Source organism: Rahnella sp. CJA17(1/100), assembly GCF_963881615.1.
Taxonomy (GTDB): domain Bacteria; phylum Pseudomonadota; class Gammaproteobacteria; order Enterobacterales; family Enterobacteriaceae; genus Rahnella; species Rahnella aceris.
Genome location: NZ_CAWOJA010000012.1, coordinates 62,157 through 75,949, shown reverse-complemented (window position 1 = coordinate 75,949; position 13,793 = coordinate 62,157). Strand labels below are relative to the sequence as shown.

Below are 13,793 nucleotides of genomic sequence, written 5' to 3'. Positions count from 1 at the left end.
ATTACATCATTGGTTATTACAGCCAGCTCAGACCCCACCAATATAACGGTGGCTTAACACCCAATGAGTCAGAGCGATTGTTCTGGAAAAACTCTAAAACTGTGGCCAGTTTTTGTTGACCACTTCAGCTGAAGCTTTGCCAGTAATTCAAAATCACAAAGCACTCGCCCATTTTCGTAATGATATCCTTGGTGTTTCGCACTACTTAGAAGCTCCCTTTCATAGTCACGCATACTCATTTCCGAAGGAAGATAACTTTTATCTTTCGCGAGCCGTCTATATGCCCCGCTATGAATAGGCCACTCAATGTTGCCTTGACCTCTCCAAAGATAGATATTTCGTGCGCCGTCTTTGTCCACAGAAGCAAACTCAATAATCTGCCAAAATTCATCAGGTGCTATCAATGGGCCGAATAACTCCGTTTCGATTAATTCCATAGTTTACCCACCACACCCTCAACCTCATGCTGAAATACATAAGGATCAGACAGCAATTCAAACTGTTCATCGTCCTGATAGGTCACGGCAACATGATAGTCATCACCGGCAAAGGCTTTTACCGCTTCGATATCCCGCCAGTAGGTTGCCAGGAAAAAATGCTCCCAATCCCCTTGCGAAACGCTTTTGACCAAAGCGCCTAAATTGCCTTCGATACCCTGAGAATGCTGGACGCCCGTCAGTTGCAGATGTTCAGCAAATCCTGCTGCATGTTTTACGGGTACGCATCCGTGCCATGTTCTAACTATCACGTTTTCATCTCCTCAATCATATTCACTTCAATAACATAGCGAAAATTTAACGTGAGTTGAAGAGTATCTGAACGTGTTTCAGCGCTTATTTCTCATTCTCAATCACCCGCACCAGCGTGCCGTCGATATCGATCATTGCGCCCATTCTCAGCCCGAATGGCTGCATTTTTGGCAGATGAATGCACGGATGGGATTTTTTATCCTGCCCGATTCCTGCCGCCATAAACGCATCAAAAAGTGCATCGGCGTCATCGACGCGCAGGCAGCAGCTGAACCAACTGGTGAGCGGGTCGAGATCCGTGTGCAGGAAGAATTCCAGCGTAAGAGTTCCGCGGGTCATGATCAGCCAGCCGTCATCAACGTAAGTGGTGATGAATCCAAAGCTGCCATAAAAGCACTGGGTTTCTTCGAAATTACGGGAAGGAAGATTAGGGGTGGCGTAGTCGGTCATCCTGGCCTCATCAGCAGTAATGCATTGAATGTTGCGCCATGATGCCTGAGTGGGAAGGATGAGGAAAGAAGGAAAAATCAGTGAGTCATCCCCTGCCAACTGGCAGGGGAATCAGACACATGGGACGCGGTTCCTGAAACTAACAGAAGCGCGCCGGCTTATCAGAACTGATAAACCAGACCGACGGCTACAATGTCATCGGTATTGATGCCGGCGTCGCGGGTCAGGCGGGTGTCATCCATCAGATTGATTTTATAATCAACGTAGGTGAGCATGTTTTTGTTGAAGAAGTATGACGCGCCTACATCAACATATTTAGTCAGGTTCTGGTTGCTGTAACCCGGAACATTTCGGGCATGGGATTGCACATACGCAATCGAAGGACGCAGACCAAAATCGAACTGGTACTGTGCAACGGCTTCAAAGTTTTGTGCTTTATCCGCGTAACCGTAAGCCGTGCTGCCCGCTTTACCGAAACGGTTGGCGTTGTAGCTCTGGGTGTACATCGCTGCCAGATAGATATTGTTTGCGTCGTATTTCAGGCCGCCGCTGTAAGCCGTTGCCTTATCACCGTTACCAATGATTGCCGGATTGTTACGGCCATTTTGTTCGCTGGTACGGTCAGACGCCATCATCGCTGCTGCTGCGCTGAAACCTTCGCCCAGATCATATGTCAGGGACATGCCGTAGCCGTCACCATTCTGCGCCAGGACATCGCGGCCATTGTTAGATTCAGTCGCACTGCCATTTTTGCCCTGATACTGCACCGCCACATCCAGGCCATCGACCACGCCGAAGAAATCTTTGTTGCGGTATGTCAGTACACCGTTCGCACGCTGGAACATGAAGTTGTCCGCGCCGTAGGTATCGCCACCGAACTCAGGCAAAACATCCGTCCATGCTGCCACGTCATACATCACGCCGTAGTTACGACCGTAATCCAGTGAGCCCCACTGACCGAATTTCAGACCGGCAAAACCTACGCGGGTGAAATTGTTTGCATCTTCACTTTCTGCAGTATTCAGGGAAGCCTGATATTCCCACTCACCGTAACCGGTCAGTTCATTATTGATTTGAGTCTCACCACGGAAACCTAAACGCATATATGACTGGTCACCGTCAGCGCTGTCATCGCTGGAGAAATAATGCAGGCCGTCGACTTTACCGAACAGATCGAGTTTATTACCGTCTTTATTATAAATTTCGGCAGCGCCAGCAGTGCCGGCCATCATCAGTGCGGGAATTACCAGAGAAAGCGCGCGTAATTTCATCATCAATATCCTTGATTATTTATAAACTGTTTAAATTTCCGTCCGGCGATTTTATTATCCGCCACCATGAAGTTATATTTCTCCTTCGGGCCGGACAGATGGGCGTAAAAATAAACGAGGGTAAGTTTCGTTGCAACCAGAAAAATTTTGAAATACCTTTCGTTTGGTGTTTGTTTAAGTTTAAAACCACCCGAAGCACAATAATAAGACAATTAAAAACATACAGTTATGGCATTATTTGACCAAGAGTGATTTCATATCATTCTCACAGTGATATTTAAATCCTATAATAATTTCATCTCGATACTATGGCATGAAAACATAATTCACTGAATTCAGCCTGTTCTCTGCCATATTTTGTATTTTTCGAAAATAAGGTTGCATTAAGGACAACAAAAAGCCCCTGAAATAGGGGCTGTAGATGACTATTTGCAAGAACAGGTTATTACATAATCCGTTCGAGGCGCTGGCCTTTACCGCCTAAACGCCCGTCGGTCTGATTCCATTCCTTTTCGTACGCCTGATAGGCAAATACAAATGCCTGATGGCCATCTTCAAAAAGCTGGTCAGGACGTCTATGCCAGCCGGAATAAGCATCGTAGCGCAAAATCTCATAGCCACCGTCAACCGGGTGGAGAAGGTAGGTATAATGTTCACAAAATTCCGGCGCATAAGGAATATCCTCCCCTGCTTCCAGTGTGATAAACAGACCGCCGAGGCGTAATTTAATCATTGATATCCTTTTTCATGATCCACAACCGGGTGGTTTGGGTGGCGGTGACATATGTCGTCTCAGCCGCCAGATGCATCCCCTGACGCTGATAAAATCCGATGGCGGGCAAATTACTTTGCAACACATCAAGCCAGAGAACGGGCTGGTTACGCGCTCTTGCCACACGTTCGGCGAAGGCAAAAACTTCAGATCCCAAACCACGCGAACGGTTCTGCGGGGTGAAGTACAGTTTGCATAACTTCGCCCCCTGACCTTCTGCAACGTCCAGCGGCGTATTAAAATTCAGTCTGGCGAAACCGACCGCCTCACCGTTATCCTGCGCAACCAGCCAGCAGCAATCCGGACTTTCCAGGCTCAGGGCTAGCGCCTCATCACCAAAATCCTCCTCCAGGAAAGCATTCAGTTCGTCCCCGCTTTGCCATAAACTACCAAAATAATGGCGATAGGTCTCCCGCCCCAGGCGCTGCAACAGGCTTAAATCGCCGATGTCAGCCTCACGAATCTCCATTCTGACACTCTCCTGTGAAATCACTCGTTACCGTATTCAGACTTTGTCTGTCCCCCGACCAGGGGGTATGACAACCCGCTTAAGGCTTCCTTAAGTTCTTCTCTTTACACTCTATTTCATCGTGAAACTATACCGTTATTCAATGAATGCGGATATTCAGACCAGACCCCTTTACCTGCCGGACGGCACAAATTAACGTATCTGAAATTTTTTCGTCCTGTCAGCAAGTTACCGGATTCTTTTGATGGCTATTTTGGCCTGTATAAATGAGGGTAGTATTATGGAGCAACTAAATCATTTGATTTTTCTATGGATTAACGCCACACCGGATTCGCCGAAAGCGCTGATTCAGCTGGCCACTTTTCTGGCTAATGACCTGATTATGATTGTCCCGCTGCTGATTATCGGCCTGTGGCTGTGGGGCCATCAGGAGCGTATCGATAAGCAACGCGAAATGATCAGTAAGACAGCCATTGCGCTTCTTTTTGCGATGACGACGGCTAAAACGTTTTCCATGTTGTTCCCTCATGCCCGTCCTTTTGTGGAAGGTTTTGGTTATAACTTCCTGCATCATTCACCGGACGATTCCTTCCCGAGTGATCACGGTACAGTCAGTTTCACCTTCGCACTGGCCTTCCTGTTCTGGCACCGTATCTGGTCAGGTGCTTTACTGATGGTAACCGCCTTGTCGATCGCCTGGTCACGCGTTTACCTTGGCGTGCACTGGCCGCTGGATATGCTGGGCGGCTTCCTGGTAGGTATGCTGGGGTGCCTGTTCGCGCAACTGGTGTGGAACTTGTTCGGCGAACCGATTAATGCCCTGATGTGCAAGGTTTACCGTTTCGGTTTTGCTTTCCCGATCAAGAAAGGTTGGGTTCAGCACTGATCCCCTGCTCCGTTATTCAAAGCATAAAAAAACGAGGCCACCTGAGCCTCGTTTTTTATGTCAGCAGATTATCATTTGCCGAAAATACTGCCCCACAATCCACTGATCTTCATCATCACGAAGTCCCAGATACGGCCAATAAAACCGGTTTCTTTCACTTCCTGCAACGCCACCAGAGGACGCTGTTCGATGACCTTGCCGTCCAGACTGAAATCTACTGTACCCACTACCTGATTTTTCGCCAGCGGAGCTTCAAGCTGCGGACTGGTCAGATTGAAACTGGCCTTGAGATTCTTCAGTTGGCCTTTAGGCATGGTCAGCGAGGCATTTTCAGCCACGCCGAGTGGCACCATTTTCTCCTCACCAAACCAGACGCGCTGGCTGGTAAAGGCATCACCCGCCTTAATTGGCGTGAGCGTTTCATAGAAACGGAAACCCCAGGTCAACAGGCTTTCGCTTTCATTAAAACGGATCCTGTCACTTGGCGCACCCATCACCACAGCGATTAAACGCATGCCGGTGGAATCGCTGGCGGAAGAAACCAGATTGTAGCCCGCGCCCGACGTGTAACCGGTTTTGATGCCGTCAACGTTCAGGTTAGAACTCCACAACAGGCGGTTGCGGTTAATCTGCTTGATGTGATTGAAGGTGAATTCTTTTTCTTTGTGCAGCGCATATTCATCCGGCGTATCGCGGATCAGCGCCTGCGACAGCAGGGCCATGTCAGTAGCGGAGGTATATTGCCCGTCAGCATCCAGCCCGTGAACGGTTTTGAAATGGGTGTTTTGCAGTTTCAGCTGTTCGGCATAGCGATTCATCAGGTTGACGAATGAATCCTGGCTGCCCGCCACAAAATCCGCCAGCGCAATACTGGCGTCGTTACCTGACTGGATCACAATACCTTTGTTAAGCTCAGAAACCGGCACGCGATCACCCGGTTTGAGGAACATCAGGGAGGAGCCGCGCAGCACCGGATTGCCGGTTGCCCAGGCGTCATTACCGACGGAAACCAGATCATCTGATTTGATTTTGCCGGATTTGATCGCCTGCCCGACCACATAGCTGACCATGATTTTACTCAGGCTGGCAGGGTCAAGACGCGCATCGGGATTAGATTCCGTCAGGATCTTCCCGCTGTTGTAATCCATAAGTACCCAGGATTTCGCGTTAATCTGCGGCGCGACCGGGGCGTTATCCGCCTGAGCGGCAGGCAGCGCCAGCAGCAATACTCCACCGCCCAGCGCGTAAATGAAAGTCCGTTTGAATTGGGAAGAAATTGTCATAGGTATCAGCGCTTTTGTCCGGGTAACTGAAATTTATCTTATCTTTCAATCAGATTGTGCAACTCTGTCAGAGGTAAAACCTACTGCTTTCCGGGTCGGGAATAAACCTAAATAGTGTAAAGATCTTAAGAATAGTAGAGTTTTCCGCTGCTTGCGCAGATTCAACTGACGATAAAAACAGCAGTAAGCACTTGACCATTCCATCCGGCTGGGGCAGTTTGTCTGTAAATCACATACAAAATACCTATAACAATAAAGGGCTTATTCACCACAGAAATCAATGCGGGTGAACAGGCGCAGGGGCATCAATGACAGGTCTGGTGGTAAAAGCGCTGATTGGCGCACTGGTTGTGATTCTGATCGGCGTGTTGTCTAAAACCCGCAATTATTACATTGCCGGACTGGTTCCGCTGTTCCCCACTTTTGCGCTGATTGCCCATTATATCGTCGGCACCGAACGCAGCATTGAAGCCCTGCGCACCACCATTATTTTCGGACTGTGGGCCGTTATTCCTTACATGGTGTATCTGATTTCTCTGTATTTCTTCATCGGCTCGATGAAACTCCCCTACGCCCTGTTTGGCGCCGTGGTCTGCTGGTCACTGGCAGCATGGTTGCTGATAAGCCTGTGGACTCGCTTTCACGCCTGATGAAGATCGCGTGACAATATCGTTCACAAAACACTCAATATTTGAAATTGCGCTACGCTGAATGAAGGCTTTCAGATGAGGGAATCCGCCCCATGGATCTCGCAATATTTGAACTCGACCACACGCTGATTTGCGATGACAGCCACAATCTGTGGTTGCACTGGCTGGTTTCGCAGGGCTACGCCCCCCGCGATGAACTCAGTCATTACCGGCTGAATGCTGTTCATCAGCACAATACTCCGGCCAGCGCTATTATTTGCCCGCAAACCACCGCCCGTTACCGCCGCTATCTTTCTCAGACGTTACAGCCCATGAGCGGCCTGAACTGTGCCACCGTGGCGAACTGGGTCCAGCGGTTTATCCATCGGGATATCATGCCTCGGGTTTATCCGCAGGCGCGTGAACGGCTCGACTGGCACCGTATGCGCGGGGATGAAATCCTGATTATCTCCGCATCAGGCGACCATCTGGTCATGCCGGTCGCCCGACGCCTGGGTGCGAATGCCGGACTCGGGCTGCAAGCCGGCATCGTTAACCAGCGTTTCAGCGGTAGGGTCGAAGGTAAACTGACCTTTCATGAGGGGCGTCTTGAGCGCTTAAAGCTGTGGCTGGAGAATCGCGAGCCGACGTTCTATCAGCAAATATTCGCCTACAGCCATACGCTTTATGATCAGCCTTTGCTGGAGTTTGCCGATGTCGCTACGGTCATTAATGCCAGCGAACCTCTGCAAAAATTCGCTGCTGCAAAAGGCTGGCATAACCTGCACTGGTCACGCTATGCGCATCGGCAACAAGACGCATGCTGACGGCTACAGCCGGAAATCACGAATAAAATTCTCGTTTTCACGCGTCAGTTCATCACGAATAAAATCGATGAACTGACTCAGTGCCGCCGGACGCCGCTTGCCTGCCGGTGACTGCAACTGCAACGTACGCTGACTCAGTTGTTCAATATTCACCGGTTTCACCCGCAAATTGTCGCGGCGCGCTTTGTACATAATGGAAAAATGGCTGCATGCCGCAATCGCGCCCGGTGTCTGCACCATAAAATCGTACAACGTCGAGAAACGGTTACAACTCACCGCAGGCTCAAGAAAAATGCCGCTCATCCGGCAGGACAAATCAAACAACTGGCGGATGGTGCTGCCCTGCTCGTTCATCGCCAGCGGGTACGGGTGCAAATCCGTCAGCAGCACCTCAGATTCCGCCAGCGGATGATCCGGACGCATCACCATGCGCACCGGCGCGGGAAAAGACGCCAGAATATCCACACCGCGTTCCGCCACCAGACTGAACTGCAACGCCAGTTCCACTTCGCCGTTGTGGATCATCTCCGACACTTCCACCGCCGTGCCGACGTTGAGATAAAACATCACACCCGGATTGTTCAGCCGGAACTGTGAAAACAGCTGCGGCAGCAAATCAAACGCCAGCCCGTCGGTGCAGGCCATGCGGATCACCGTGCGGCGTACCGCGTTCAACCCCTGGATTTCTGCAATGGCGTGTTCCATGTCCATCATGCTTTTGCGCACATGGTTTTCCAGAATTTGTCCGGCATCGTTCAGCACCATGCCGCGGGCATGACGCTCAAAAAGCGGCGCACCGATACGTTCTTCGAGGCGCTGGATCTGGCGACTGATGGCAGACACTGCGACAAATAATTGCTTACTCGCCGCACTCAGCGAACCGGTGTTTGCCACTACCAGGAAGTAGCGAATTTCCGTACTTTGCATGGCCGTATTGCCTCATAACTGTGCAGACAAGCATTACAATAAAAGCAACGCTAAGTTGCAATTATTATTATTGTGGCAACGCTTGCGCCGCGCGTAGAGTGAAACTGCTAAAAAAACCAACAATAAATCCTCAAAACATTAAAAAGCAGGTTATTCATGACAGCGGAAAATATCGTTGAACAGGCATTAGCCTGGTTCGATCAGGGTGAATACAAAAGAACACTGGCACGCAGGGTGGCTATTGCCACCGAAAGCCAGAGCAATCAGCGCGACGCTGAACTGGCACGTTATCTCGATGAAGAGATTAAACCGGCACTTTCAGCGATGGGTTTCAGCCTGCTCAGCGTGGAAAATCCTCATGCTGCCAACCGTCCTTTCCTGATTGCTACACGCATTGAAGACAGCGAATTGCCCACCATATTGAGCTATGGCCACGGCGACGTGGTGTTCGGCGACGATGAAAACTGGCGCAGTGATTTGTCGCCATGGACGCTGAAAGAAGAAGGTGACCGCTGGTACGGACGCGGCAGCGCCGACAACAAAGGCCAGCACAGCGTTAATATTGCGGCGCTGGAACAAATTTTCAAAGCACGTGGTGGCCGTCTCGGCTTTAACTGCAAACTGCTGTTCGAAATGGGTGAAGAAATCAGCTCGCCGGGGCTGGCCGAACTGTGCCGCAACTATCATGACCAACTCAGCGCCGACATTTTCCTGGCCTCCGACGGACCGCGCCTGAGTGCTGGGCGCCCGACGCTGTTCCTCGGCTCGCGGGGTGCGGTCAATTTCCGTCTGACCATTAATGCCCGCGACAACGCCTATCACTCCGGCAACTGGGGCGGTCTGCTGACCAATCCCGGCATTCAGCTGGCCAATGCGCTGGCCTCGCTGGTCAGTCAGCAGGGGCAGCTGCAGGTGGAAGCGCTTAAACCGCCTGCAGTCAGTGAGGCAGTGCGAGACATTCTCCGTGATGTTGACGTCGGTGGCGGCGAAAGTGATCCGCAGATCGACCCGGACTGGGGAGAAGCCGGTCTGACGCCAGCCGAGCGTTTGTATGCCTGGAATACGCTGGAAGTGCTGTCATTCCTGACCGGTAACCCGCAGCGCCCGATGAACGCGATTCCCGGCAACGCCACGGCAGTGTGTCAGCTACGGTTTGTGGTCGGCACTGACTGGCAAAACCTGGCGAAACACGTGCGTGACCATCTTGATGCACAGGGTTTCCCACAGGTTGAAGTGGAATTTATGCGCGGTTCACCGGCCACCCGTTTCGACCCGACCGACCCGCTGGTCGGCTGGGCGCTGAACATCATGCAGCAAACCACCGGCAAAAAACCGGCGCTGCTACCGAACCTCGGCGGTTCACTGCCCAATGACGTTTTTGCCGATATTCTCGGCCTGCCGACGTTGTGGGTTCCGCATTCGTATCCGGCCTGCGGTCAGCATGGCGTCAACGAGCACATGTTGATTTCCGTCGCCCGCGAGGGGCTGGCGATCATGACTCGTCTGTTATGGGATTTCGGCGAGCATGGTACCGCCCTGCTCGCTCAGCATATTGATCACGCCGGAGGTGCCAAATGAGCCAGTTAACGGCGTCATCCCATACAACCGGCAACGCGACAGAAAAGCCAAGCCTGATGAAAACCCTCTTTGCGACCTGTATCGGTAACGCGCTGGAATGGTTTGATATCGCGATTTACGGTTTTTTCGCCAGCTATATTGCTCACGCCTATTTTCCGACATCCGATCCGACCGTTTCCCTGTTACTGACGTTTGGCAGTTTCGGCGTGTCATTCCTGATCCGCCCGCTCGGCGCGGTTGTGCTGGGTGCGTATGCAGACAAACACGGACGCAAAGCCTCACTGTTGCTGTCCATCAGCCTGATGATGATCGGCGGCCTGATTATCGTTATCACGCCGTCTTACGGAACCATCGGTATGGCGGCTCCGTTATTAATCCTGGCAGCTCGTCTGATTCAGGGCTTCTCGGCAGGCGGTGAATTCGGCAGTTCGACGGCCTTTCTGGTCGAGCACTTCCCGGAACGCAAAGCGTTTATCGCCAGCTGGCAGTTCGCGACACAGGGCGCGAGTACGCTGCTGGCATCGGCATTCGGGCTGGGTTTATCGGCAGTGCTGAGTGAAACACAACTGCAGGACTGGGGATGGCGTATTCCGTTTATCTTCGGGCTGCTGATAGGGCCGGTCGGTTTATACATCCGCCGTCATATCCGGGAATCGGAAAGTTTCAGCAAGGCCGAGAAAACCGCGTCGCCACTGAAAGAAATCGTGCGTGCGCAAAAAGGTCTGTTCTTTACCGCGATTGGCCTGATGGTGGTGTCTACTGCCATCAACTATATGCTGAACTACGTACCGACATATGCCACCAAAACACTGCATCTGCCTGCTTCGGCGGGGTTCAGCGCCACACTGGCAGCCGGGATTATCCTGACGGTAGTAACGCCCGTTATGGGCCTGTGGGCGGAGAAAATTGGCCGTCTGCCGCTGATGTGGGGATCGCTTATTCTGCTGTTGCTGACCGTGTATCCGGCGTTCTGGCTGATGCTGCAACACACTTCGGCGATGTCCGTGTTGTTGCTGATAAGCTGGCTGGCACTGCTGAAATCGGTGTATTTCTCCACCGTGCCGTCGATGATGGCTGACCTGTTCCCGATCACCACCCGCGCCAGCGGGATGGCGATCAGCTACAACGTCGCCGTAACCGTGTTTGGTGGCTTCGCGCCATTCATCTGTACATTGCTGATTTCCGCCACCGGCAGCAGTCTGGCACCGGGCTACTACCTGATGATGGTCGGGTTGCTCAGCGTCTGGGCCCTGTTCAAGGCGCAAAGAACGCAACGCTGATTGCGCTGACTGAAACTGAGGCGGGCTGAAATAGCCCGCCTTTTTATTGAGTTAACCCTTCAGGACTTAACCCTGCGGTGCCACCTTCAGCAACTTGCCGTCGCGATCGTCGGTCAGCACATACACAAATCCGTCTGCACCCACCTGCACTTCGCGGATCCGTTCCTTACGGTCACTGAGTAAACGCTCTTCATGCGTGACTTTTTCGCCGTCGAGCGTCAGGCGGATCAGCGATTCTCCTGCCAGCGCACCGATAAACAGCGAGTTTTTCCATTGCGGGAACTTTTGCACGTTATAGAACGCCATGCCGCTTAATGCCGGTGAAACTTCCCAGTAATAAATCGGATCTTCCGCCCCCGCTAATGTGGTGCCTTTGGCTTCGGGGATCGGCTGCACGGAATAGTTAATCCCGAAGGTTGCCAGCGGCCAGCCGTAGTTTTTACCCGCTTTCAGCAGATTCACTTCATCGCCGCCGCGCGGACCGTGTTCGGTTTCCCACAACACCCCGCTCCACGGATTAACTGCCAGTCCCTGCGGATTACGGTTGCCGAAAGTCCAGATTTCCGGCTTCGCACTTTTGTCCTGAACAAACGGATTATCCTGCGGCACGCCGCCTTCCGGTGTCAGACGCAAAATCTTGCCCTGCAACTGATTCAGATGCTGGGCGTTGATGCGCTGATTATTGTCACCGGTCGTCAGGAAAATATTTCCCTTCTGATCGAAGGCGATGCGCCCGCCGAGATTAATGCCGCTTTGCAACGCCGGTTGCTGTACGAAAATGACCTTAAAATTCGTCAGGGTTTTATTGTCCGCCGTTAACGTGCCATAACCCAGCGCAGCATGCGGTTCACCTTTTTCACCCGGCTGCGCAAAGGTGAGATACACCCGGCGGTTACTGGCAAAATCTGGCGACAAACGGACATCCCACAAACCGGCCTGCCCGGCGACCCACACGGCCGGTACACCTTTCAGCGGTGCGGATAATCCAACGTCCTGCTTCCAAAGTCGCAGTTGCCCGCTGCGTTCGGTAATCAGCGCCCCTTGATTATCAGGCAAAAAAGCCAGTGACCACGGGTGATCCAGCCCTTTTGCCAGTTCAGTGACCTGCGCACTGACAAGTGGCGGCGGGACGGGGGATTTCGGCGCAGCAGAGACGTTGGTGGTTAACATCACCAGCGCAAAAGCAGGCAATAAGGTGTCGCGGAAAGAAAATGGCATAAGGCTTCTCCCGGAGGCTGTATTAGAGGAATGAACAATCAATGTAAAAATCGCAGACAAAAATTCAGTTTAGGCCATGTGCCTGATTTTGCTCAGAGGCTGCGCATCCGCTATAACCCACAGGAATAACAACACTGTTAAATATAATAACAACAAAGCATTCCTTCTTTCGTAACATACCGGTAAACTGCTCCGACAGAATAGACGTCCAGACAGACAGACTTCTGTACATCCTCAATCTGGAAAGCCGCATTGCCTTCCCGGATTTACCAAAAAAACACCAGAAAAAACATCGCGTCCGACGGAGCTGTTCAATAATGAAAAAAATATCCGTATCCCTGCTGGCATTAAGCCTGTTTTCCACTGTACCGGCCTTCGCTGCCGGTGAAACACCTGCGCCCGTTCCGGCGGCTATCGCCCAGCACAACGGTCCCGTGCGCATCGCAGTTATCCGTAATCTTGGCTCCGACGATAACACCACGCAGTTCCTGGCCGGTGCCATTAAACAAGGCCGCGCACTTGGCTTTAAAGTGGATACCTTTCTGAGTAATGGCGATGACGCCAAATTTCAGGATTTCGTGAATCAGGCCATCAGCCAGAAATACGACGGCATTATCCTGTCCCAGGGACGCGGCCCGTATTCCGAAGCGCTGGCAAAACGCATTGCGGCAGCAGGTATTGCGGTTTCTGCATTTGATACCGAAGTGCCGGAAAACATTCCAGGCGTGACCGTCACCCGTCAGGACGATGCCTCACTGGCGAAAGCGTCTGTCGGCCAGCTGGTGAAAGACTTCAACGGTAAGGCTAATATCGTCAAACTGTGGGTAGCCGGTTTCCCGCCAATGGAACGCCGCCAGAAAACCTACGAAGCTATTTTGAAAGAGAATCCGGGCATTCATCAGCTGGAATCGATCGGCGCAGTGTCTTCTGACGTGCAGGGCGACACAGCTAACAAAGTCGGTGCAATTCTCGCGAAATACCCGAAAGGTCAGATTGATGCCATCTGGGGCGCATGGGATGCCTTCAGTCAGGGCGCGTATAAAGCACTGAAAGAAAATGGCCGTACCGAGATCAAACTCTACAGCATTGATGTATCGAATCAGGATTTACAACTGATGCGCGAAAAAGGCAGCCCGTGGCAGATGACCGCTGCAGTGGATACACAGCTGATTGGCGCGGTTAACCTGCGAATTGTGGCGCTTAAAATTGCCGGTGAGAAAACGCCTGCAACCTATGAATTCCCGGCACAGACCATTCCGCAATCTCTGCTTCTCAGCCAACCGGACGGCATCAACGTGACCGGTCTGAGCAAAATCATTCCTGGCTGGGGTAAATCTGAAGATTTCACCGCACCGTGGTTTGCGACGCTGGAAGCAAAATATAAAAAATAAACATCTGAGCCTCCCGGAAACGGGAGGTTTTTTCCGCATGTATCCGCCCCGTATCAGGCACTT

The 13,793-nt window shown here is 51.9% G+C and carries 15 protein-coding genes; 6 read left to right on the top strand and 9 right to left on the bottom strand.

Going from position 1 to position 13,793, the window contains the following annotated elements; translation table 11 throughout:
* Nucleotides 1-68: 68 nt before the first annotated feature.
* The 6 genes from AACU55_RS09195 to AACU55_RS09170 all read right to left on the bottom strand — a co-directional run bounded on the left by AACU55_RS09195 (nucleotide 69) and on the right by AACU55_RS09170 (nucleotide 3,711).
* Nucleotides 69-437 carry a hypothetical protein gene (locus AACU55_RS09195; RefSeq protein WP_167686170.1) on the bottom strand — a complete coding sequence of 123 codons (369 nt, stop codon included), beginning with the start codon at nucleotides 435-437 and terminating at the stop codon, nucleotides 69-71.
* The gene (locus AACU55_RS09190) at nucleotides 428-748 is read right to left on the bottom strand and encodes a hypothetical protein (protein ID WP_121019246.1); all 321 of its coding nucleotides are present in this window, start codon (nucleotides 746-748) and stop codon (nucleotides 428-430) included. The genes AACU55_RS09195 and AACU55_RS09190 overlap by 10 nt, the downstream gene beginning before the upstream one ends.
* 85 nt (nucleotides 749-833) lie before the next feature.
* On the bottom strand, nucleotides 834-1,199 hold the full coding sequence (locus tag AACU55_RS09185; protein ID WP_013575867.1) for a bleomycin resistance protein: 366 nt from the start codon (nucleotides 1,197-1,199) through the stop codon (nucleotides 834-836).
* Nucleotides 1,200-1,360: 161 nt separating this feature from the next.
* Entirely contained in the window at nucleotides 1,361-2,470 is a 1,110-nt protein-coding gene (gene ompC, locus AACU55_RS09180) for a porin OmpC (RefSeq protein WP_037034613.1), read from the bottom strand.
* A 445-nt stretch (nucleotides 2,471-2,915) separates the two neighbouring features.
* Nucleotides 2,916-3,203, bottom strand: a complete 288-nt coding sequence (locus tag AACU55_RS09175) for a hypothetical protein (protein ID WP_013575869.1) — start codon at nucleotides 3,201-3,203, stop codon at nucleotides 2,916-2,918.
* Entirely contained in the window at nucleotides 3,196-3,711 is a 516-nt protein-coding gene (locus AACU55_RS09170; RefSeq protein WP_037034442.1) for a GNAT family N-acetyltransferase, read from the bottom strand. The genes AACU55_RS09175 and AACU55_RS09170 overlap by 8 nt, the downstream gene beginning before the upstream one ends.
* Nucleotides 3,712-3,991: 280 nt before the next feature.
* On the opposite strand from AACU55_RS09170, the gene ybjG reads away from it, so the two are divergent.
* The gene (ybjG, locus tag AACU55_RS09165) at nucleotides 3,992-4,597 is read left to right on the top strand and encodes an undecaprenyl-diphosphate phosphatase (RefSeq protein ID WP_013575871.1); all 606 of its coding nucleotides are present in this window, start codon (nucleotides 3,992-3,994) and stop codon (nucleotides 4,595-4,597) included.
* Nucleotides 4,598-4,668: 71 nt separating this feature from the next.
* On the opposite strand, the gene AACU55_RS09160 is transcribed toward ybjG, so the two are convergent.
* Entirely contained in the window at nucleotides 4,669-5,880 is a 1,212-nt protein-coding gene (locus AACU55_RS09160) for a serine hydrolase (protein ID WP_013575872.1), read from the bottom strand.
* Between the two features lie 308 nt (nucleotides 5,881-6,188).
* On the opposite strand from AACU55_RS09160, the gene AACU55_RS09155 reads away from it, so the two are divergent.
* The gene (locus tag AACU55_RS09155; RefSeq protein ID WP_013575873.1) at nucleotides 6,189-6,530 is read left to right on the top strand and encodes a GlpM family protein; all 342 of its coding nucleotides are present in this window, start codon (nucleotides 6,189-6,191) and stop codon (nucleotides 6,528-6,530) included.
* A 92-nt stretch (nucleotides 6,531-6,622) separates the two neighbouring features.
* The gene (locus AACU55_RS09150; protein WP_134706863.1) at nucleotides 6,623-7,336 is read left to right on the top strand and encodes an HAD family hydrolase; all 714 of its coding nucleotides are present in this window, start codon (nucleotides 6,623-6,625) and stop codon (nucleotides 7,334-7,336) included.
* A gap of 3 nt (nucleotides 7,337-7,339) precedes the next feature.
* Here the strand turns inward: AACU55_RS09150 and AACU55_RS09145 are convergent, their stop codons facing one another.
* Nucleotides 7,340-8,263 (bottom strand): LysR family transcriptional regulator, encoded by a 924-nt coding sequence (locus AACU55_RS09145; protein ID WP_134706862.1) that lies wholly within the window; start codon nucleotides 8,261-8,263, stop codon nucleotides 7,340-7,342.
* Between the two features lie 156 nt (nucleotides 8,264-8,419).
* Here AACU55_RS09145 and AACU55_RS09140 point away from each other — a divergent pair, with 156 nt between their 5' ends.
* Both AACU55_RS09140 and AACU55_RS09135 read left to right on the top strand, forming a co-directional pair.
* Nucleotides 8,420-9,841, top strand: a complete 1,422-nt coding sequence (locus tag AACU55_RS09140) for a M20 family metallopeptidase (RefSeq protein ID WP_134706861.1) — start codon at nucleotides 8,420-8,422, stop codon at nucleotides 9,839-9,841.
* Complete coding sequence (locus AACU55_RS09135) at nucleotides 9,838-11,121, top strand: MFS transporter (RefSeq protein WP_134706860.1); 1,284 nt, start codon at nucleotides 9,838-9,840, stop codon at nucleotides 11,119-11,121. Before AACU55_RS09140 ends, AACU55_RS09135 begins: the two co-directional genes overlap by 4 nt.
* Nucleotides 11,122-11,187: 66 nt before the next feature.
* On the opposite strand, the gene AACU55_RS09130 is transcribed toward AACU55_RS09135, so the two are convergent.
* Nucleotides 11,188-12,339 (bottom strand): PQQ-dependent sugar dehydrogenase, encoded by a 1,152-nt coding sequence (locus tag AACU55_RS09130; protein WP_134706859.1) that lies wholly within the window; start codon nucleotides 12,337-12,339, stop codon nucleotides 11,188-11,190.
* Nucleotides 12,340-12,656: 317 nt separating this feature from the next.
* On the opposite strand from AACU55_RS09130, the gene AACU55_RS09125 reads away from it, so the two are divergent.
* Nucleotides 12,657-13,730 carry a sugar ABC transporter substrate-binding protein gene (locus AACU55_RS09125; RefSeq protein WP_134706858.1) on the top strand — a complete coding sequence of 358 codons (1,074 nt, stop codon included), beginning with the start codon at nucleotides 12,657-12,659 and terminating at the stop codon, nucleotides 13,728-13,730.
* Nucleotides 13,731-13,793: the final 63 nt, after the last annotated feature.